The 20,915-nt window shown below is 47.5% G+C and carries 20 protein-coding genes and 3 pseudogenes; 11 read left to right on the top strand and 12 right to left on the bottom strand.

Annotated elements, in window-relative coordinates:
- Nucleotides 1-41 precede the first annotated feature (41 nt).
- The gene (locus ATN88_RS02815) at nucleotides 42-536 is read right to left on the bottom strand and encodes a hypothetical protein (protein ID WP_067411125.1); all 495 of its coding nucleotides are present in this window, start codon (nucleotides 534-536) and stop codon (nucleotides 42-44) included.
- Between the two features lie 301 nt (nucleotides 537-837).
- On the opposite strand from ATN88_RS02815, the gene ATN88_RS02810 reads away from it, so the two are divergent.
- Nucleotides 838-1,107, top strand: a complete 270-nt coding sequence (locus ATN88_RS02810; protein WP_067411120.1) for a hypothetical protein — start codon at nucleotides 838-840, stop codon at nucleotides 1,105-1,107.
- A 58-nt stretch (nucleotides 1,108-1,165) separates the two neighbouring features.
- Here ATN88_RS02810 and ATN88_RS25435 read toward each other — a convergent pair whose 3' ends face one another.
- Together ATN88_RS25435 and ATN88_RS02805 are read right to left on the bottom strand one after the other, a co-directional pair.
- Nucleotides 1,166-1,372 carry a hypothetical protein gene (locus ATN88_RS25435; RefSeq protein WP_083539401.1) on the bottom strand — a complete coding sequence of 69 codons (207 nt, stop codon included), beginning with the start codon at nucleotides 1,370-1,372 and terminating at the stop codon, nucleotides 1,166-1,168.
- Between the two features lie 246 nt (nucleotides 1,373-1,618).
- Nucleotides 1,619-1,834 (bottom strand): hypothetical protein, encoded by a 216-nt coding sequence (locus ATN88_RS02805; protein ID WP_067411115.1) that lies wholly within the window; start codon nucleotides 1,832-1,834, stop codon nucleotides 1,619-1,621.
- A 236-nt stretch (nucleotides 1,835-2,070) separates the two neighbouring features.
- On the opposite strand from ATN88_RS02805, the gene ATN88_RS02800 reads away from it, so the two are divergent.
- Complete coding sequence (locus ATN88_RS02800) at nucleotides 2,071-2,406, top strand: cupin domain-containing protein (RefSeq protein ID WP_067411112.1); 336 nt, start codon at nucleotides 2,071-2,073, stop codon at nucleotides 2,404-2,406.
- On the opposite strand, the gene ATN88_RS28085 is transcribed toward ATN88_RS02800, so the two are convergent.
- The 6 genes from ATN88_RS28085 to hutW all read right to left on the bottom strand — a co-directional run bounded on the left by ATN88_RS28085 (nucleotide 2,403) and on the right by hutW (nucleotide 9,461).
- A complete protein-coding gene (locus ATN88_RS28085; protein ID WP_083539400.1) occupies nucleotides 2,403-2,621 on the bottom strand; it encodes a GDCCVxC domain-containing (seleno)protein in 219 nt (72 codons plus the stop codon). The two genes, ATN88_RS02800 and ATN88_RS28085, sit on opposite strands and share 4 nt — an antisense overlap.
- A gap of 126 nt (nucleotides 2,622-2,747) precedes the next feature.
- The gene (locus tag ATN88_RS02795) at nucleotides 2,748-4,547 is read right to left on the bottom strand and encodes an ABC transporter ATP-binding protein (protein WP_067411927.1); all 1,800 of its coding nucleotides are present in this window, start codon (nucleotides 4,545-4,547) and stop codon (nucleotides 2,748-2,750) included.
- A 167-nt stretch (nucleotides 4,548-4,714) separates the two neighbouring features.
- A complete protein-coding gene (locus ATN88_RS02790) occupies nucleotides 4,715-6,886 on the bottom strand; it encodes a TonB-dependent hemoglobin/transferrin/lactoferrin family receptor (protein WP_067411108.1) in 2,172 nt (723 codons plus the stop codon).
- A gap of 121 nt (nucleotides 6,887-7,007) precedes the next feature.
- The gene (gene hutZ, locus ATN88_RS02785) at nucleotides 7,008-7,544 is read right to left on the bottom strand and encodes a heme utilization protein HutZ (protein WP_067411104.1); all 537 of its coding nucleotides are present in this window, start codon (nucleotides 7,542-7,544) and stop codon (nucleotides 7,008-7,010) included.
- Complete coding sequence (gene hutX, locus ATN88_RS02780; protein WP_067411100.1) at nucleotides 7,541-8,065, bottom strand: heme utilization cystosolic carrier protein HutX; 525 nt, start codon at nucleotides 8,063-8,065, stop codon at nucleotides 7,541-7,543. The genes hutZ and hutX overlap by 4 nt, the downstream gene beginning before the upstream one ends.
- A 25-nt stretch (nucleotides 8,066-8,090) precedes the next feature.
- Entirely contained in the window at nucleotides 8,091-9,461 is a 1,371-nt protein-coding gene (hutW, locus tag ATN88_RS02775) for a heme anaerobic degradation radical SAM methyltransferase ChuW/HutW (RefSeq protein ID WP_067411096.1), read from the bottom strand.
- 163 nt (nucleotides 9,462-9,624) lie between these two features.
- Here hutW and ATN88_RS02770 point away from each other — a divergent pair, with 163 nt between their 5' ends.
- The 7 genes and pseudogenes from ATN88_RS02770 (at nucleotide 9,625) to ATN88_RS02740 (ending at nucleotide 15,375) form a co-directional block, all read left to right on the top strand.
- Nucleotides 9,625-10,401 (top strand): energy transducer TonB, encoded by a 777-nt coding sequence (locus ATN88_RS02770; RefSeq protein WP_067411091.1) that lies wholly within the window; start codon nucleotides 9,625-9,627, stop codon nucleotides 10,399-10,401.
- Nucleotides 10,401-11,126, top strand: coding sequence for a MotA/TolQ/ExbB proton channel family protein (locus tag ATN88_RS02765; RefSeq protein WP_067411087.1), 726 nt, complete (start codon nucleotides 10,401-10,403; stop codon nucleotides 11,124-11,126). Before ATN88_RS02770 ends, ATN88_RS02765 begins: the two co-directional genes overlap by 1 nt.
- Nucleotides 11,123-11,539: an ExbD/TolR family protein gene (locus tag ATN88_RS02760; RefSeq protein ID WP_067411083.1), complete on the top strand. Its 417-nt coding sequence runs from the start codon at nucleotides 11,123-11,125 to the stop codon at nucleotides 11,537-11,539. Before ATN88_RS02765 ends, ATN88_RS02760 begins: the two co-directional genes overlap by 4 nt.
- 2 nt (nucleotides 11,540-11,541) lie before the next feature.
- Nucleotides 11,542-12,390 carry a heme/hemin ABC transporter substrate-binding protein gene (locus ATN88_RS02755; RefSeq protein WP_067411079.1) on the top strand — a complete coding sequence of 283 codons (849 nt, stop codon included), beginning with the start codon at nucleotides 11,542-11,544 and terminating at the stop codon, nucleotides 12,388-12,390.
- An 11-nt stretch (nucleotides 12,391-12,401) separates the two neighbouring features.
- A pseudogene (locus ATN88_RS02750) lies at nucleotides 12,402-13,444 on the top strand (FecCD family ABC transporter permease).
- A complete protein-coding gene (locus ATN88_RS02745; protein ID WP_067411075.1) occupies nucleotides 13,444-14,208 on the top strand; it encodes a heme ABC transporter ATP-binding protein in 765 nt (254 codons plus the stop codon). The pseudogene ATN88_RS02750 and the gene ATN88_RS02745 overlap by 1 nt, the downstream one beginning before the upstream one ends.
- A gap of 138 nt (nucleotides 14,209-14,346) precedes the next feature.
- Nucleotides 14,347-15,375, top strand: a complete 1,029-nt coding sequence (locus ATN88_RS02740) for a Gfo/Idh/MocA family oxidoreductase (RefSeq protein ID WP_067411071.1) — start codon at nucleotides 14,347-14,349, stop codon at nucleotides 15,373-15,375.
- Between the two features lie 271 nt (nucleotides 15,376-15,646).
- Here ATN88_RS02740 and chrA read toward each other — a convergent pair.
- Nucleotides 15,647-16,794 (bottom strand): annotated as a pseudogene (gene chrA, locus ATN88_RS02735) (chromate efflux transporter).
- A 667-nt stretch (nucleotides 16,795-17,461) separates the two neighbouring features.
- Here chrA and ATN88_RS02730 point away from each other — a divergent pair.
- A pseudogene (locus tag ATN88_RS02730) lies at nucleotides 17,462-18,378 on the top strand (LysR family transcriptional regulator).
- A gap of 48 nt (nucleotides 18,379-18,426) precedes the next feature.
- On the opposite strand, the gene ATN88_RS02725 reads toward ATN88_RS02730, so the two are convergent.
- Nucleotides 18,427-19,539, bottom strand: a complete 1,113-nt coding sequence (locus ATN88_RS02725; RefSeq protein WP_067411067.1) for a 1-acyl-sn-glycerol-3-phosphate acyltransferase — start codon at nucleotides 19,537-19,539, stop codon at nucleotides 18,427-18,429.
- 190 nt (nucleotides 19,540-19,729) lie between these two features.
- Here ATN88_RS02725 and ATN88_RS02720 point away from each other — a divergent pair, with 190 nt between their 5' ends.
- Entirely contained in the window at nucleotides 19,730-20,419 is a 690-nt protein-coding gene (locus tag ATN88_RS02720) for a hypothetical protein (protein WP_157490643.1), read from the top strand.
- On the opposite strand, the gene ATN88_RS02715 is transcribed toward ATN88_RS02720, so the two are convergent.
- Complete coding sequence (locus ATN88_RS02715; protein ID WP_067411059.1) at nucleotides 20,412-20,783, bottom strand: hypothetical protein; 372 nt, start codon at nucleotides 20,781-20,783, stop codon at nucleotides 20,412-20,414. The two genes, ATN88_RS02720 and ATN88_RS02715, sit on opposite strands and share 8 nt — an antisense overlap.
- Between the last annotated feature and the right edge of the window lie 132 nt (nucleotides 20,784-20,915).

Genomic DNA, 20,915 nt, shown 5'->3' with positions numbered 1-20,915 from the left:
GGAAATGAGTCTGCGGTGTTGTTTGGTTCTTTACCGTGCGATTAGGTGCGTTTGTGGCAAAGGATCATCACCATATCGTCGTGCATTTCCGTTTCTCCGTACTTATCCCGCGGATAGGTCAAATCAACATCGAGCTCTTTCGCGACCTTTTTGTAGTACTTAGGTACGTGAGACAGGATGTAATCAGAACATTCGTGATGTTTGTTGTGGATGAAGTTCTCGATTAACCCTTCGTGGTCGTAAACCACATCGCTGCCAGCGACGCATTGGTTACAAAGCTCTTTGCTGTTGTCTTCGAGGAAACGAATGTAGCGATTTTCGATGAGGTATTTGTCGAGGAGTGACTGGCGAATGCAGCCGAGGACGATACGCGTGGCTCTTTTGGGCTTTTGAACGGCACTGTCCTTAAGTGTGGACAGAATGCGAGGCTCCAAATACGGTCGATACTTTTCATTGTGGAAGAAATCGGCTTCAACACGATTGAAGAACTTTTCGTATTTCTTCTTTCGGATCCAATCAGACAAAATCCATTTCATTTCTCATGACCACCATGTATTGCGACGCCAAAAACCTATCACTTTTTAGTACGATGAGGTCAGCTTTTTTGAGCATTTTTGCGTCACGGGCTGCGTTTTTTTGGGCTCAAAGTCCAATTTTAACGAAAAACCTCAAGGCTTATACGTGATATATATCAACGTATTACGTCATATCCGCACTAATGAGCATGTCATAAAGACTCATATTTGAGATCTTTCTCGCTACGCGTGCCGAAATTATGGGATTAAATATCCGGATACATGTGAATGCAACGTAATTGTAACGCAATTCGGAGGATTGGTGACGACATTTACCCTAGGAAGGAAAACGCTCGTCAACAGAAGTTCGCTGGAGTACGAATGGGTTCGCCTACTTGTCAGTGAGGGTGAAACTCAGAGCGATGTGATTAGTGCAATACAGCGGTGTTTCGGCGGGGATGCTGAAACGGCTAGCTTATTTTTTAAAGTGGCGTTGGGTGAGAAATCGCCGGGTTATCTTCTTACACACCTAAGTTTGTCCGACTGGGCGACCAACAACCAAGCCAAGCCTGCTTTAGAAGTAGCAGAGTAAAAAAAGCGGCCCTTTGAAGGGCCGCTTTTCTTTTCAATCGTTTAGTCGGTTTGCTTTGCTATTGCTTGAAGACTTCCATGACGAGAGGTACAACCTTCACCCATACCAGCACACCTAACCCTACCCAGACGGCCAGCCAGAATAAGCGGCCTAACCAAGTGTTTCTTGTGTGATGTCTTGATGGATCTGGTTCTCCGCACCCTGGGCACGCCAGAGCGCGTTTTGAAACTTGTTTTTCGCATACCGGGCAAGCGATAAGTGGCATGTTATCGTATTCCTTTTCGTTGTTTTGATTTCATAGTATTACGGAAACGGGATTGTCTCTAGCTGAAAGCCAGAATTTTTGTAAAGCGATCATACATCTAAGAAAAATGTCAGTGTCAATTACACCGCCATTTCATTAATCAAAGCTCGCGTGGGTTCATTACTGACCCAAAATGCAAGTTATAGTGCGTTATATCGTTAAATTAAAGGTGAAGCTACCACTCTTCACCCTCTCTATTCGATACGATTAGTCACCGAAGTCATGCTCATACACGTGGAAGATATCAACGGGGTCTACCCAATCAACATGACCACAGACGACACATGTACATTCTGTATGATCTTTTGCGTTATCTGGCGGCATGGTTAATGCTCGCAGTGCTGGGTCGTGGTGAGCCTGCTCGCGGACTTCATGCCCTGTTTCTTTTTTGCAGTTGGAACAATACCACATGTGTACGCTCATCGTTCTACTCCTTGGAAAAAAGTGCTCCTATAAAACGGTGAGTGTAATTTCATATTGGTCTCATTTTGTGGTGCATTATTGAGACATGCGCCATTTTGTAGTTTTGCATCGCAGTAATAGTGTTTTTACAAAATGAACACGATGAGATGTTTGATAATTTAAGCCTGCTAGAGTTCGGATTTACATTCGTATTCTGCTTATAGGTCAGCGTGTTAAATCAATGGATGAGAGAAAACATGTTCAAACAAGCAAACCTCTTTAATCCCCTTCCAAATGCCGAAAATTCCGAGGTTTTTGACGATATAGTCAAACGCCCGTTCGTACGAATAGAGAGAATTGTGTCTCACGGTCAGACGTCTCCAGACGAAGGCTGGTATGACCAAGATGAACATGAATGGGTAATGGTGCTAGAAGGTGAAGCAGAGCTGACCTTTGACAATGGACAGATGGTGAAGCTTGTACGTGGCGACCACATCGAGATTTCTGCCCACACCAAACATAAAGTGAGTTGGACAAAGCCGAATACAGATACGGTTTGGCTGGCCGTGTTTTATCGTGATGAATCTTGTTAGTGCTGCTTGTCTGTGCATTTACCGGTGAGCTGGGACCTAGGACAAAGCACATCGCCATAAGCGCAGAAAACACAGCAGACCCCTTCTGGAACCATCATGACCTCTTTGCAATTCTCGCACTCAAAATGCTGCGCTTTGGAGTCTATGGGCATTAACTCTACCTTGGTATGCCCGCAATGAGGACACGTAAGCTTCGATTTTAAAATTACCTTCATCACCGGCTCAAAGTAAGGGAATCGTTTCTTAAGGGTGGAACGAGATCGCCTGACTCGCCAGCTTCGACGCTCATTAGTCTTGAGAATTTGAGGCGAAAAAAGCCCCGCGATTGCGAGGCTCAGGTTTTATCCGGCTTGTAGGTTGCCGTAAAGGGTTTGATAAAGCCCTTCTTCTTTCACCAAGTCAGAGTGGTTACCCGACTGTGCAACCTTTCCGTCTTCCAGCACGTAAATCAAATCGGCTTGCTTAACTGCAGACAAACGGTGCGCAACGATAAGCGTGGTGCGACCTTGCAGGAAGTTGTTTAACGCCTGATGCAATGCTGCTTCTGTTGCGGTATCCAGAGCTGACGTTGCTTCATCCAGAATCACCAACTTAGGATTGGTCAGGATCATACGCGCAATCGCCAGACGCTGACGTTGACCGCCCGACAGTTTCAAACCTTGACGACCTAGCTGAGATTCCAAGCCATTTTCCAGCTTCTCAACCACATCGCTTAGCTGTGCAATTTCCAGTGACTTCCACAGTTGTTCGTCAGTGAAATCGTCACGGTTCAGTGTCAGGTTGGCACGCAGTGTGTCGTTGAAAATCACAGGCTGTTGCAGCACCACGGCAGTGTGTTGACGCAGCGTTTCGTAACCGATTTCTTCTACTGGCTGACCATCAATCAAGATGTCGCCATCAGACTTGCGGTAAAGGCCAAGTAGAAGCTGAATCAGGGTTGATTTACCACCACCTGATGCACCAACCAGTGCGACACGTTTACCCGCAGGAATAGACAGTGACAGACCGTTAAGGACAGTTTTCTCGCTGTCGTAAGAGAAGTCAATATTGCGGCATTCCAAACCAAAGGTGTCACGCTCGACCAGTGGGTCGCTCTCTGACGCACTTCTTGGTTCTTCGTCCAACGCCAACAGGCCGTTCAAACGCTTCATGGCCGCAGACGCACTGAACCACGAGTATTGGATACCCAACAGTTCTTGGATTGGGCTCAACATAAACCACAGATAAGCAAATACCGCAAAGATCTGGCCAATCGTCAGGTCGCTGAACAGCACCATCAGCATGGCTGCTGCACGGAACAGTTCGAAGCCCAGCAAGAACATGAGGAAGGATACGCGCCCTGCTGCTTCTGATTGCCACGCGTATTTGTCAGCATCGTGACGAATCGCTTCCGCATCGTTTTTCAGCACATCCAAATAAGCACGTTCACGGTTCGCGGCACGCAGTTGGTAGATACCGTCTAACGTTTCTACCAGACGTTGCTGGAATCGCTCGAACGATTGGTTTTCAGCACGCTTAAGGTGTTTAACGCGCTGGCCCATTTTACGTGACAGGAAAATCACGATTGGGTTGACCAGCAAGATAAACAAACCTAACGCCCAGTCCAGCCAAAGCAGAATGATCGCGGTACCGAATACGGTCAACACGCCAACCACAAAGCGGCTCAGGCTGTTGCCCAAGAACGAGTCGATGGTTTCGATATCTGTGACCAGATGCGAGCTTATACCGCCACTGCCGCGCTCTTCGAACTCTTTCATGTTGACACGGCCAAGCTTATCGAGAAGTTGTTGGCGGATGTAACAGGTGATCGATTTCGAGACCAAGGTGAACTGACGGCTTTGCCAGATGTTCAATGCTTGGCTTGCGATGCGCATAACAATAACCATGAGCAGTACAAGCACGATGTAGCTCGCGGGCTGTTGCAGAGACTCTGGCAAGAAGTGGTTAAAGAATGCGATGCCTTTGTCTGGCTTGTTCAAAAGCACTTCATCAACCATCAATGGCATCAGAAGCGGGATTGGCACACTGATCAGCGTGGCGCATATCGCGATAAGGTTTGCGGCAATCAAGCGTTTCTTTTGCTTTTTCGCCTGTTCTATTAGCCATCTCGTCGATAGCGTTGTCAAAGCACCATTACTCACTGTGTCTTCGTCTCTTTTCATTTCTTATAAACAATTGCTTTTATTTGAGTGTATACCGAAGCAACCTGCATCTTCGACCTGTTGCTTGGGTATATCTTCAAACTTTGGAGCTTGTTACAACCAAAAACACCCCGGAAAACCGGGGTGTTTCGATGACGGTTAATCGCTTAGAACACGTACTCGGCTTCAATACCCCAGTTACGTCCTGGCTGAGTGCGACGATCAAGACCTTGGTCATCTGCTTCTTTGCCAGACAGGTCTGAGTATTCCCAGTACTTCTTATCGAAGGCGTTGAACAGACCCGCACGAACAGTTAGATCGCTCATAGGACGGTAGTAAGCCGTAATATCTGTTACAGCGTAACCCGGTGCTTTCACGTTATCGACGCCGTTTGCATTGCTCCAGTCTGAATCAGACTTACCCGCTACCGCTTTAACCGCAACCTTACCACCGTAAGTACCTTGTGGTTCTGCGTAACCCAGCGCGAATTGCGCTGTCAGTGGTGCTACAGAGTCAATCGCTTCGCCATTTTGCTTGTCTTCGCCTTTCGCGTAAGCCAGGCTCATGTCGGTGTACATGCCTTTCGGTGCGCCAACCAGCACATCCAGTGCGAATTGTGTTTTCAGCTCAGCTCCGTAGATTTCTGCGTCGCTGATGTTCTCTTTCGTCCACACTTCTTTGCCTTCACCGTTGTCTTCAGCCGTTTTGCGAGACTCAATGAAGTTGGTGTAGTCGTTGTAGAACACAGACACGTCAATACGGCCGAACGCGTAGTTGAAACGCATACCCGTTTCGTAACCAATGCTTTCTTCTGGTTTCAGGTTCGGGTTTGCTTCGAACACCGCACCCATCGCAGCATCTGTCTCGTAGAAGTAGTACAAGTCTTGAAGCGTTGGTGACTTAAAGCCTTGGCTAACGTTCGCGTAGCTGCTTACAGAGTCAGTCCAGTGGTAAACTGCGCCCAACTTCGCAGTGACAGCGTCACTTTTCGAGTTTTTGTGCTCGGTAGAATTCTTCGGTTTTGCTTCAAAGTTGTCGTAACGCAGACCTGCGTTCACAACCAGTTGCTCATCCATAAAGAACGCTTGGTCTTGGATGTACACACCCCACTTCACAGACTCAGCGTTTGGCACTTCACCAGTTTTATCAACCGATGTGCCCGCTTTTGAACCTTCCAGATAGTAATCACGGTAATCCAGTTCAAATTCGTTCGTGATGTAGTTAACGCCATAACTGATTTCGTGGTAGCTGTTTTCCAACTCAAACGCTTTGTCGAACTGCGCATCGAATTGGTTGCTGGTGTCTACACCGTTACGCGCACGGTTACGGTAACCGTTAGATGGCGTTTCATCGAACGTGCTGTGTTTGGTTTCGCTTTCCAGTGCCGTCAATTGCCACTTCAGGTGGTCAAACGCTGCGTTGTTTGCCTGCCAACTGTGTTCAAAAGAAATGCGTTTACGGCTGTCTTCATCCTGCGCACTGTTACGTGTGTAGGTGAAGCCCGGCATCATTTCGTAACCTTCGTTCGACAGGATTTGACCTTCCGCATCGCGGTTGAAGATCTCACCCGTTACGCCAATGCGGTGGTTCTCGTTGATTTGGTAGAACGCTTTTGCCAGCAAGTTGTCAGAGTTGATGTCGAAAGGATCTGCTTGGCCACGGTCACGGCCTTCGATGTCCGCACCGCTGCCATGAGTTGCTGTTTCGTGTCCATCACGATGAGTGAAGATCAATAGCGTTTCTAAGTCGCCAGTGCGGTTTGCCAGCGTCGCCGTTGCTTTGTAGCTTTCGTCTGCGCTGTAGTAACCGGTTTTCACTGCTGCGTAGGTATCATCACCCTCTGCTTCCAGCAGATCTTCTGGGTTCTTAGTACGGATGATCACGGCACCTGCCAGTGCATCACTGCCGTAAAGGCTCGATGAAGGACCTTTGTTGATTTCAACGCGGTGCAGCGTGTCAGTTTCAACCGTGTTGTTGTATTTGCGCATAACGTCTGCGCCTGGGTCGTACGATGAAGGCTGCTCAACACCATCAACCACGGTTTTTACATAGTTTTCGCTCAGACCACGAATGTTGAAGCCTGAATTGCCGAAACGGCCAGTACCTGGCATAGAAACGCCCGGCTCATAAGCAACAGCTTGAGACAGGTCTTGGGCCAAGTTCTCTTCCATTGCTTTGTCATCAACCACGTCTACGGATACCGCAACGTCATTGATGTTTTGTTCAGTACGGGTTGCAGAAACAACAACCTCATCAAAGGTATACACTTCCTGTGCAGTGGCACTTCCGGCGCACAGAAGTCCCACCAATAGCGCCAGCTTGTTTTTCTTAATTGTCATCTGTTTTACTCGTAAAAAAGGCAAAAGAAAGCCTTTCGCACTGGTATCAGCACGAAAAATTAGTGTTTTTATGGTTAGGAGTAAGGCTCTGCGGCCGCAGAGCCTTATAGAATGAGAGAGCTTAAGACGCGTTCTCTTCTTTCATCTGCTTCACGTGGCCTTCGTCCAAGTGCATAACAGACAGCATATCTTCGCCAGATACGTTGAACGCTTGGCCGAAGCCTTTTACGTAGCGACCTTCTACTGGGTTCAGGCGGTAAAGGTTGAAGTCGCCCAGTTGGCTTAGGTTGTCGATCATTTCACCCAGACGCTCGCGCATCACGTCAACAGCCGCAACCCATTGCTCAGAATCGCGCTCGATGTGCTCTGCGTTGGTGTCAAATGACAGACGACGACGTGCGAAGATTGAACGTGCTTCGCTTTCGTCTTCAATCATCATGATTGAAACCGCTTTGCTGTTCTTCAGGTTCTGGCCGTGAGTAGCCAGGTCAGAAACCAGGATGTAGTAACCCATTTCAGAGAACGCGAATGGCGCGTAGCTGGTGTGTGGTTTCCCTTCCTTGTCTACGGTGCCAAGTTGCAGCGTGTTGCGTGAGTCACGGAATTCCTGAATTTCAGGGCCCAGACGGTTTTGTAGACGTTCTGCCTTGTCGATCATTTTGCCAACTCCTGCTTCATGGCATTAAACAGTTCAATTTGCTCTGGGAACAGTTGACGCTTTTTGTCACGACCCAGGTAAATCTTGAATACACAGTGACCTGTGCTGTCGTAGAAACCGATGTAGTGGCTTTCGGTTCCACGGAATGGTTTGCTGACGAATACGATGTCAGAAACCAGATCCAAGCGAAGGTGACCATGCAGTTGGCCTTCACGACCCATCAGGTTGTAGTAGCCGTGCAGCACTTTACCTTTAGGGAAGTTCGCTTTGAATTCGAATACTGAACCACCAGAGTGAACGATGGTTGTTACTTTGCCCCAAGTAGGCATCGCTTCCAGGATGGTTTGTGCCAGAGAGCCTTCCGCGCGCGCTACCATAGTAGATGGCAGAGCCAGCGTGATTTCGCCTTCAGTCAGTTTCATGGCGTCTGCCATGCTTGATACCGGCGTGTGTTCGTCCTGTGCTAGGAACTCGGCTACGCGTTGTTTGGTTTCTTCCGACACGATGATTGCTTGTTGCATCCTAGTGTTACTCCTAAGCAGCGACTTAAGCCGCTTTATGTTTCATTGTTTGAGACTGTAATACTTCAATCAGGTTTTGAGCGAGTGTCACCGCCCAGAACTGACCTGCCAGCGTGAGTTTTAGATAACCACGTCCTGACGTACTCTTTTCAAGATAGACCAGACCATTTTTCTCCCACGCTTCAAACAGTGGGGTCAATGCGTCAAAAGTCCCTTCGCCTGCCACGCTATCCAGCTTGAATTGCGCCATTACGCCCGCATCAAAGCCCGATTTAATTTCAGCAGCCACCGCACGGTTCGCCGGTGCCATGGTCATCATAGTGACAGGGTAACGATTCTCGTTAATCGCAGCGATGTAGGTGTCCATATCGCGCGTTTGCATCATTTGGCAGCCATTGACGTTACCGCCAGCGCCAGCGCCCAAAGGCATAATTTCTGCAGTGGTCTTTGCCAGTGAGTTGTAAATACTGCGCTCGCGGTTATCTGCAGCCCAGTGGTTTACGCTCAGACGTTTGAGGTGGTGTTTCGTCATGAAATCCACACCCATTTCGAACATGCTTGCTTTCATTTGGGTGTCGGCTGGATGCGGCAGTTTGCCCTGCTCAACCATCTTCGCCATTGGCAAGCCTTGCATCTCGATCAGCTGGTACAGGTCAACGCCGTGCGCACCAGTATCAAGGAAGTCATTCAAGTCTTGCTGCCAGATGTCCATGGTTTGGTAAGGTAAACCGTAAAGCAGATCCAGAACGATTGGCGCAGCGTTGTAGGCGGCCATTTTCTGGATGCTTTCCAGCACAACTTCACGGTCATCAAGACGCTTCGCACTGCGACGAACCTGCGTATTGAAGCTCTGAACACCGAATGAGAAGCGGTTTACGCCACCTTCCAGTGCCGCTTCAAACTTGTCCATACCGAAACGGTTGATACGGCCTTCGAGTGTGATTTCACAATCCGGCGTGAGTGGGAACAGCTTGCGGATTTCAGAAACGATCGTGCGGATCTGATCTGCACTGATGTCTGTAGGCGTGCCACCGCCGATGTATACAGCTTGGAATGACGCAGCCTGAGTCCAAGGCTGAGCGGCTTTCCAATGAATCTCGCGCAACAGTGCTTCTACGTAGTTTTCAATCAGCGCAGTGCTGGAAGCGTACTGGAAGAAGTTGCAGTAAGTGCAGCGCACACGACAAAACGGAATATGAATATAAAGGCATCGTGGTGCGAAAGTGTTACTTGGAACGGTAGCGTGCGCCAGCTCAAGCGAAGACTGAATGTCTTCCCCTTTCACGGCATGCATCATGCCACCGGCATGGGCACTTTTCTTACGCTGGAATGCAAAACGAAGCGGGTCCGGCGTGTTCTGACCGACCAGATCGACGTTGCTTAAATCAAAATTCATTGCCTGAAACGACCTTATACAGACAACAGCGCCACTCAACGGGCTGTTTTCAAGTGTTTTCAATCATATTCATAAAAAACGATAATGCAACTGATAATTGATCTCATTTTTATTTCGTGCATAATGAGCCCAGTTTTATAAGATTTACTACTCAGGAGAGAGTGTGAACGCTCGACGGTACGTTGTTTGTGGTGTCGTTTCTGTCGCACTGCATAGTCTGGCACTATCAGCCCAACAGCCCCCCCCACCCCAATTTGCGTTGAATGACACGCAACCGGGTAACCGTGTTGCCATACAGCTTGTCGCCGCAGCTCCGCCAAAACCTGAGCCCGTGCCTGAGCCAGACGTTCAACCAGAACCCGTGGTAGAGAAAAAACCACAGGTAGAAGAACCACCGAAGGTTGAAAAGGCTGTCGTTGAACCTAAGCCGGAGCCGGTTAAACCGAAGCCAGTGAAGAAACCGGTCGAAGCACCTAAGAAAAAAGAACCAACGCCTACCCCGCCTAAGCCGAAAAAAGAGGTGAAGAAGCAGGAAGTCGTTGAGAAGAAACCAGAACCAAAGCCTAAACCAAAAGAAGAGCCGAAAGAGAAACAACCTGAAGAAAAGAAACAGGAAGTGACCTCTGACGTGCAAATGAATCAGGCGAAGGATAACGCCCCAGTATTGGTAGACAGACCCACGTTCAAAGTTCGTCCGTCTCAACCTAAATATCCGAGAATTGCCAAGCGAAAAGGAATGCAAGGCACGGTACTGATTGAAGTGTGGCTCGATGAGCAAGGCAATCAAACCAAACAAGCGATTGTTCAGTCATCAGGCTTCGAAGTATTAGACGATGCTGCCATGTCAGCAGTGCAAAAGTGGCGTTTCAATGGCCACGAAGAAAATGGTGTGCCATTGGCGCATCGAGTGAAAATTCCTGTACGTTTTAATTTGGATTAATCATGGATTTACAATTTTTCTCATCCATCCACGCGCAACTTGGCATCATGACATGGCCCTTGTCGATCCTCTCTGCTTTGATGCTGATGCTAATTTTCGAGCGCATCGTCTTCGTTATCCTCAACACCAAGACGCACAGTAAAAGCCTGCAACGTGAAATCTACAGCTTGTCGTTGACCAACGATGAGCAATTAGAAGGCCACGTTGAAAAACACAAGAATGACAAAAACACCCTTTCTCAAGGCCTTTGCATGCTGATCAGCCACCGCCAATTCACCAAGTCACTGCGTGAAGAAGCGGTAAGCATTTGGCTGCAGAAGAAACGCCGTCAATTTACTGCAGGTCTTAAACTGCTGAACATCATCGGCGTATTAAGCCCATTGATCGGTCTTCTGGGTACTGTGATGGGCCTGATTGAGATGTTTAAAGGCTTATCTGCAACCCAAGGTGGTATCTCTCCCGCTGAGTTGGCAGACGGTCTTGGCCTTGCAATGGCAACGACTGCTGCGGGTCTACTGATTGCCCTTCCTGCGATTGCAGCGTCACAAGTATTCAGCCTTTGGGCAGACCGCACGCTGGCGAAAATTGAATACGTTCTGAACCACTTCAACCTGCACTTGGCGGGTGTGTCGTTCGACGAAAGCGGTAACTGCTGCCCTAACGATTGTCCTCCTGCATGTGCGAACAGCGCAAAAAAGTCGACAGCGATGGATGAAGCAGCATGATCCGATCTCGCCCAGAAAGTGACAATGAAAGCTTTACTCCGGATTTGACACCGCTGCTGGACATTATCTTCATCGTGATGGTTTTCCTGCTGCTTACAGCAAATATCCAAATCAAAACGATGGAAGTAGCGATTCCTCAAACCAATGACAGTGCTGTACTCGATTCTCCTGATCAGGAAGTGATTGCTATTAACGTATTGAATGGTTCCCCTTCATGGGCACTTCAAGGTGAGCCTGTTGAAACATGGGAAATGTTCACAGCGAACCTGCTTCAACTAATCAAAGAAAACCCTGGAAAACCGGTTGTTATCGCCGCTGACAAGCAAGCGAACGTTGAAAGCATGCTGAAGGTCTTGGCCTTTATGCAAAACAACAACATCAACGCAACCAACATCGTAATGGAAGAAGAATAAGTATGAAGACGCCAATTAAAGCAGCCGCCCTAGCGCTTGCTGCGCTTTTGAGCCCAATTTCTCAAGCTGACGAAACTCGCATTATTAGTGCTGGCTCTACCGTGACCGAATTACTGTTTGAACTGGGCGCAGAAAAGGATGTTGTTGCCATTGATTTAACAAGCCGTCACTACTTGGACGGTCGTGACATTCCTGTTCTTGGCTACCATCGTCAACTGGCAGCGGAAGGCCTTTTGGCACTGAGCCCTACTCACCTTTTGGGTTCTCCTGACATGGGGCCAGACTCAACACTGAAGCTACTTAGAGCGGCAGGTGTAGATGTACGTGCACTTCCTACCGGTAACACATTGGAAGATTTCAACGAGCGTGTAGACGCAGTCGCAACCATTACTGGCACTGAAGAAAAAGGTGCAGAAATCAAACAACAAGTCAGCGACCAAATCAGTGCTCTGAATGCAGCTCAACCGGAGAAAAAACCTGTTGTGATGTTCATGATGCTGTCTGATGGTCGTCCGCTGACCGTTGCTGGCGACGAAACAACAGTAAATACCGTGATTGAACTGGCGGGCGGTGTTAACCCTGCTGCGGCTGAAACCACCAGCTACAAACCGCTTTCTACTGAATCAATCGTAGAAATGCAGCCGGAATACATTCTGATTTCTGAGCGCACCCTAGAGCAAATCGGTGGTTTGGATGAAGTCTTGAAACAACAACCTTTGCTGAACGCGACCCCTGCTGTTCAGAATGACAACGTTATTGCGATTTCTGGCTATTCCATCCTTGGTGGTTTTGGTCTGGCTAGCCTTGACCTTGCGACCGAACTAAACGAACGCTTTAACGCTAAAAAGTAATTGGAAATCTAATGAACGATATTTTGACTCGTCGAGTGCCAGCCCGCTGGTTAATGATTTTCTCGATGATCTTGCTGTATATCGCGGTAGTGAGTTCCATTACCTTGGGGCCGATGAATATCGGCTTCTTTGACAGCCTGAAAGCCCTGCTGCCTTTCGATTCTGAGCTACCTGCTTATGTATCAGTGATCATTCAACAGGTACGTTTGCCGCGTACTTTGCTCGCGATTGCTGTGGGCGGTATCTTGGCCATCTGTGGCACTGTCATGCAGGGTTTGTTCCGAAACCCGTTAGCTGATCCGGGCATCATTGGTGTTTCAGCGGGTGCCTCTTTGGGCGCAGCGATTGCCATTGTTCTTTTTGGTGGCGTGTTGGGTAACACGGTATTCCTTGTTCTGGGAACCGTGCCAGTATTCGCTTTCTTAGGCGGTGCATTGGCCACCTTTGCCATCTATTACATGGGCACCAGCAGTAACGGTACTTCAGTGACCATCATGCTGCTTGCTGGTGTTGCGTTGGGCGCAATTGCGGGCGCAGGCATGGGGCTTCTGAACTTCTTCGCTGATGATCAGGCTTTGCGTGATCTGTCGCTTTGGACAATGGGTTCTTTGGCGGGCGCATCGTGGGATTCCATCATCCTTGCGTATGTTTCGTTGTTTGTTTTGGCGTTTCTGTTCCAGAAGAACGCCAAACCCCTCAATGCACTACTTCTGGGTGAAGCAGAAGCGCGTCATTTGGGTATCGATGTTCAAAAGCTCAAACGTAACTTGATTTTGCTTACCGCTGCGGGCGTCGGCATTACTGTTGCCTTGTCAGGCATGATTGGCTTTATTGGTCTTGTTGTTCCTCACATTGGCCGTATGCTAACTGGCCAGATCACCGCACCTTGATTCCTGTTTCACTGCTTATTGGTGGTCTGGTTCTTTTGGTCTCAGACATGGTTGCCCGCATCGTTGTTGCACCGTTGGAAATTCCAGTCGGTATCATCACAGCGGCAATTGGTGCCCCATTCTTCTTGGCTCTGCTCCTGAAACAACGAGGTCGTTTGGCATAATGAGTGTTGAAATTAAAAATGCCTCGCTGACGTTAGGCGACAAGGTGCTGCTTGAAGACTTCAGTGCCAACTTCAAAACCGGTGAATTGACGATCATTTTAGGTCCGAACGGAACAGGTAAAAGTAGCCTACTCAAACTGATTAGCCGCGAGTGGAAATGCAACGGACAGCTGAGTTTTTACGGCAAGCCTTCAGAAGAGTGGAAACCCGCTGATCTAGCGCAGTCTGTGGGTATCCTTCCACAGTACAGCAGCTTGACCTTCGCCTTTACAGTTCGTGAAGTGGTTGAGCTTGGTGGTCTCGCTTTGAGTGCCTCTCAAGCTGAAGTGTCTGACATCGCGACGCAGAAGATGCAAACAACGGATGTGGTTCACCTTGCAGACCGTTTGTACCCAAGTCTTTCTGGGGGTGAGAAACAGCGTGTTCACTTGGCACGCGTGCTTACGCAATTATCTAAATCGCCAAGAGAGCCGGTGCTAATGTTGGATGAACCGACGTCTGCACTGGATATCGGCCACCAGCACAAAACATTACAACTGGCGAAAGACTTGGCGAAAAAAGGATCTGCTGTGATCGCCGTGATCCACGATCTAAACCTCGCCGCTCAGTATGCTGACCACATCATTATGCTGAACAAAGGCTATATCGTTGCTGAAGGTTCGCCTAAATCGGTGATTACGCCACGCAATATTGAAGACGTGTATGGCTGGCCAGTAGAAGTCATTCCACACCCTGTGAACGACTACCCTGTTATTCTCGCTTAGTAACGCTTCAAAATCGCCAAAGCCCTCGCTATGAGGGCTTTTTTCTCTCTGTTGCTACGTGAAGACCGGATGACAGCATTCCTTCGATAACTTATAGTTTTAAGTGAAATCACTCTAAAAATTATCAAGGATCGACAAATGATTCGCACAGGAATTGTTGGCTTTGGCTTTTCAGCCCAAACTTTCCACCTCCCTTTTCTTTCCATACTGCCGGATTTTGAACCTGTTGCTGTCGTGTCTTCAAAGCGTGAGTTAGTCGCCGAGCATTTACCGACGGCCAGTTATTACGCAACGATTGAAGAAATGCTGAGTGAAGCAGAGCTCGACCTCGTTGTCATTACGTCGCCTAATCACACGCACTATGACTATGCACGACAGGCTCTAGAAGCCGACTGTCACGTACTGCTAGAAAAGCCGTTCGTTGTGAAAAGCGGACAAGGCTTAGATTTGCTAAGACTGGCAAACGCACGCGGTAAAATTCTCTGCCCTTATCAAAATCGTCGTTGGGACGGTGACTTCCTGACAGTTAAGTCGCTCATTGAATCGGGTGACCTTGGCAATGTGCGTGTGTTTGAATCTAACTTCGACAGATTCCGTCCTGAAGTGAGAAACCGCTGGCGAGAACAACCGGGTGACGGTTCGGGTATTCTCTATGACTTGGGTTCTCACCTTGTTGATCAGGCATTGTATTTATTTGGGCAGCCTCAAGCACTCACCGCACGCTGTAAATCAATGCGACCTCAATCTCAAGCGGTCGACTACTTCCATATGACACTTCATTACGGCGATAAAGAAGTGATATTGAATTCCAGTCCTTACCGTTCGGGAATAACCTCAAGATTTGTTGTACAGGGAGACAAAGCGACCTTCTCTTGTCACGGATTGGACATTCAAGAACAGCAATTACGTGACGGTGTCACGGTGACGTCCCCCGAGTTTGGTCGCCAACAACATGCCGGCGAGCTCGAAATAGGTGACAACGTCACTGAAAAAGAGATTGAATTGGAAGTCGGCTGTTATAGTGAGCTGTTTGCTCAACTTGCGAGAGCCATACTGAACGGGGAACCGTCACCAGTCGACACCTACGATGCCGTTAAAGTCATCTACGCGCTGGAACTCGCTCAACACTCCTCTGCAGCAGGTAAAACCGAGCGTTGGGAGTTCTAACCCTCCACGTTACCGCTTATTTAACGAGGCTATTTTCATCGTCGAAAAGCGCACAAATAGCCTCGCCTTGCCCCACTAACTCATTCAAATCCAACTAGTAACCATTAAGCGATTTCAAGTCAAAGTCATCTAGTTATAGTGCATAAAGACACCGCTAATCTGTTTGCTTTTGGTTTTTTCGAACAAATAAAGGCAAGCAGATGCTCTCTCCTACTTCAGACACAAAAAAGCCCGCGTATAAGCGGGCTTTGTTCATTTGTGAGCTGAACCGTTAGATCATGCTTTTCGCGACAACGTACACAAGCATCCCTGCCAGCAACCAGAATACTGACAAGTTGAACTTACGCAGCACGGCAAAGCGACAATCACAGCAACAATGTCAGAGATACCGTAAACCGCCGATACCCATACAGGTTGATAGAAGGCTGCAACAAGCAAGCCAACTACCGCAGCGTTAATCAGAACAACAGAACCAGCAAACTTACGGTGATTCATCACTGCCTGCCACACAGGAAGTGCTGCGAATAACAAAAGCGCACCTGGGAGGAAAATGGCAATGGTCGCCACAACGCTTCCTACAACAGGATGGATACCGTCCATTGATGCGCCAATATAACTTGCAATGGTGAACATTGGACCCGGTACAAGCTGAGCCGCCGCATAACCTTCCACCAGCGCATCACCTGATACCGCATCACCAATCAAAGGTTGAAGCAATGGAAGCACAACGTGGCCACCACCAAATACGAAACTACCCGCCTGATAGAAGTGGTTAAACATGCTCACCAATGGTGCGCTGCTCAATGCTGGAAGAACCAGCAGTGCAACGAACACACCGAACAATGCAAAGGTCTGCGTCCAGCTCATCGCCTTTGCTGTCTCTTTACCGTTTTCTGGCTTTCGAATGAAGAACCAGCCCAATGCACCGGCGATAACGATCGGCATTAGCTGCGCAACAAGACCTGTTTGCCATAGGATCCATGCTGCAGATGCAATACACACAATAAATGTGACAGCGTCACTGATAAACTTCTTCGCCATCGTCCAAATTGCATCTGCAACCACGATCACAGCCAAAAGTTTCGCAGCAGCAATAAGAAGACCTAGCCATGTCGAGTCACCAAGCTGAGCACTGTATACAGCAGCGGCGGTCAGCAATGCGAAAGAAGGAAAGGTAAAACCGATAAATGCTGCAATTGCGCCCAAATAGCCTGCACGATGATAACCAATGAACATCCCCAACTGACTGCTGGCTGGTCCAGGAAGGAATTGACACAAGCTCAGTGCATTCGAAAACTTCTCTTCTTCTATCCACTTACGTCTATCAACAAACTCTCGTTGAAAATAGCCAATATGAGCAACCGGTCCACCGAAGCTCATGCAGCCTAAAACAAGAAAACGAAAAAATACTTCAAACATTCGAATTGTACCTCCATTAATGCCGTCAATTTTATCGAAGCATTAACATCAATAGAAACAATTCGTATTAATCATCGCTATTAATCAAATCGATGTAGTGAACCTGTCTCCACGCTAATTTCTCGCCACTTTTGATCAGGATTACGGGAAAGATCCACGAGATCTGTAGGTTTCTTTCATTTGTATGTGAGTGCACACTAACATACAAATATGTTGTTTCCATATGTGCACAATAAGATTTGCTTCATTAAAATACAGACACTTATAATTACAATATCATTCTGTATAATTTTCAGTTTCGTATGTAACTCCCCTACATTTCAGATCTTCTTCTGTTTTCCGTTGCGCTAATCGGTAAAAACGGATTTGACCTTGGATCGAGTATTGTCATGAACAACACAAGCCCAGCTTTTCATCTCTCTCCCTTCTCTTCTCTTCTTTCCAAATGCTTTGCTATCACTTCAATATCTCTGATGTGTTTGAGCAAGAGTTTGGTTAGAAACACAGTGAATTCTTAGTCGGGAATAAAGAACTACCCGCGGATCTTCTTATCGAATCGTCTTCACGCTGGAGGGCTTAAGAAACTTGACAATGTGACAACGTCACTGATGGAATGTACAAAAGATGTGGTAACCTATCCTCTTCTCGATAAACGGAAAAATCCGCAATGTTAGATAACCTGCAACAAATGGTGGTACTGGCTACGGTCGCACACGAACAACACTTCACACGTGCTGCGGAGTACCTGGGAATTTCAAAGTCTCAAGTCAGCAAGCAGATACGCTATTTGGAAGAACGCTTAGGTGTTCAGTTGGTGCAGCGCAACACTCGCTCAGTCGCACTCACCGAAGCAGGAAAACAATACGCGGCATTTGGACGTCAAATCGTCGAAACCATGCAAGATGCAGAAGCCATGGTGGCGGGTTTCAGAAATGAAGTATCAGGACGATTAAAGATTGGTGTTGCTCAGTCATTTGGTAATGCCCAAATCACTCGCCTACTTTCCTCGTTTCAAAGCCAGTATCCGAACATTGATTTGGAAGTCCATCTCTTTGATCACCGACCAAACTTGGTAGAAGATGGTTACGATTGTTGGCTGGCCATTCATGAACATCCACCGGAAGGAATGGTGGCGAAGAAACTCGCGGATTGTAAATTCAAGCTAGTTGCATCACAGTCATACCTGGATACGCATGGCACACCGACTCACCCTTCAGATTTGCGCGACCACAATTGCATTACCTATCAAAGCTTGCAACGCACCTATGATCAATGGCCGTTTCAACGTGATGGTAGTGAGCAATCTGTCACGGTGCGTGGCACTTACCGAATCAATAATGCACCCGCCGTTCTTGAGGCAGCAAAATCAGGCTCGGTATCGCCTATATTGCGACTTACTTACTCGATCATGAAATTGAGGAAGGACGCTTACGTGTCGTGATGAAAGATTGGAAACCGACAATGGCGTTGCCCGTTTATGCGGTGTATCCGCGAAGAGAGTTTCTTGCGCCCAAGGTACGTCATTTTGTTGATTTCCTCGCCGAGAATATCAATGCCACACACGGTTTTGACGTCCTGAAATAAAAAGAGCGTGACAGTGTAACGCTCTTTTTGTGTTAGCTTAACTAATTGTTAGATATCAGCTTTCTTAGCAATAGGAGTAGCGTACATTGCTCTTACAATGTTGGCAACGTCACTTGGCAGCGAAGACAGTTTGTTATCAAAGTCAGCACGGTGTGCATCTGTGATTGAATCGTGATCTTGGCCTGCTGCAATGTAGTTTGATGGGAACAGGCAGTAGTTTTGATAGATCTGACGATCGATTTCAGCAGCCAGTGCTTCAGGCGTCTCAAACTCATTGCCAATCACATCACCAAACGCAACGTGGATTCGACGTTTCTGACCCACGATCCCCTGAACAATACTTTCGATATCTTCAAACTCACCTTTCTCATACGCGCCCTCTTTCTCTTTGCGATAAAGCTCATTCGCTTTCGCTGTGTCACATGGGTCGTTTTCGTATGAAATGGTCACTGGGACGATTTTCAACGAAGCCACGTAATCTGCAAATTCAACTTTTTGCTTACGGCCTTCCATAAAGAACATTTTCAAAATCGCAGGATCAGTTTTGTCGTTGCCGTCTTTCGCTCGACCTTCTTTCTGTGCGATCCAGATAGAGTGATTCTCGTCGAGAGATGTTTTGATGTAAGCAGATAGTTGTCCCAATGCTTTCATCATCTCGCGTGGACCTTTCGCGGAGCGTTTAACGATAAAGCTCTTGTTCAGCTTCATCAGCTCAGTCGCACATGGCTTCTTCAGCAAGTTGTCACCAATGGCGATACGAACAGTATCAAAACCATTTTGGTGCAGACACCAGTTCACCATTGCTGGATCCATGGCAATGTCGCGGTGGTTAGAAACAAACAGATAACCGGTTTTCGAATCGAGCTTATCCAAACCACTGGTGGTGAAACCTTCAGAGGTATTCTTAATCATCGATTCCATATAACTGGCAACGTTCATTTGAACGTCTCGAACCGTTTTGATTTTGCCCCATTTGCTGCGCAGATATTGTTTCAACAAAGGCTTCATTACCCAACCCGCAGCACCTGACAGTGATGGGAAGCGATACTTCAAAATAGCGGTAATAAACTCTTCGTCATTGACCAAACGCTCAAGTGCAGAAGGCACTTCATTGTCGTTGTAAGGGCGAATATCTAGGAAAGGATCATTGGTTTGTTGCACGAGATTCTACTTGCTCCGTTAAAAAACTGCGCCATTTTACGCAGATAAAAGATTTCGAACATTGTTTTTGACGAGATAACCCAGAGGTTGGAGGTCTTACCTCATATTCTCGCAACCTGACCTTAACAATTGCAGCTATTGTCCCATATCCCTCTCTTGAATGCTTGATCTAGCATCAAAACAGCCGAGTATGTCCGCCTTGCAACATGAGAAACCCAAAATGCTACAAGCTATCGAATTCAAAACTATTTCCGCGGACGATTTGATCATCGGCGCGCGTAAAAAACAAAGCCACTCGACATTTCTTTTCGTGCATCAGGGCAGCGCACTCATCCGGTTGGGTAAACTGGAAGTACCTGTCGTAGCGGGTCAGGGATATTGGTTGCCTATGAACTGCTTAAATGCACTCACTATTCTCAAAGGTTCTCTTGTTTCGACGCTGGATTTCTCAGTTCGTTCAACGGTTTCTTTACCAAGTGCTGCGGGTTTTGTTGAAGACATTGCTTTCATCGCTGAAGTGATTTCTCAGCTTCGCCAAAAAGCAATCAACGATCAAACTGATTGGAACGGTGCATACGGTCGACTTATGCGCTGCGCACGCGACTTTTTCAGTGAAACACAGCCAAACGACCGTTATGACAACGCTGTTAAACGTTTGATAAAAGCACTTGAGAGTTTGAGCAATGTGTCTTCATCTGATGCGACATTAATAAAAGAAGCATTTGGTATTGATGCAAAAAACGTTGAAATGCAATTAACGGTGCGCGAATGGGTTCGTCAACGTAAATCAGGACAAAGCAATGCGAAGATTGCAGCAGCAACATCTCTGAAAGAAGAAGACATTGCTGCGCAATTGAAAGAAGTGGCCGGTTTTATTTAAACGGGATCTGCATTTGAAGCATGAAGTCAGCATCTGTGTCTTCATGCCAACGGACATCGAAGCGGTATCTCGTGTCGCTGTCCGTTGATGTCGCACCAAAACTCAAATTTAGCCCATGGCTCTTTAACCACTCTGAGGTAGAGACATCACCAAACGAGAGGTTTTTGTACTCCTCAGGCTGCCAAACGCCGAATCCATAAAACGTATTGCCTGCTGATGTTGTCAGTATCTGTGGAATATCAAAACCGTATTTCCATCCATCCCAAATCGATACCTCTTTTCGATCAGTAATGCTCCAATCGATAACGGAAATCTCCTGCGGTGCAATCACTGCAATCACGTCAGACGTGCTTTTCGCCACCATTCCCGTTTCGTTGTTATTCAGAACGTTACTTGAAGAAACATAGGCTGCATTAGCGTGTGACAGGGTCACAAAAAAACAAGCAGTAAGGCTTGTCCACAAAGGTTTGTTTAACACAGTACAGCAAACTCTGAG

The sequence above is a fragment of the Enterovibrio coralii genome, from assembly GCF_001559595.1.
Taxonomy (GTDB): Bacteria; Pseudomonadota; Gammaproteobacteria; order Enterobacterales; family Vibrionaceae; genus Enterovibrio; species Enterovibrio coralii.
Note: the sequence above shows the minus strand (reverse complement) of the source record. Positions and strands in the feature narration are given on the sequence as shown.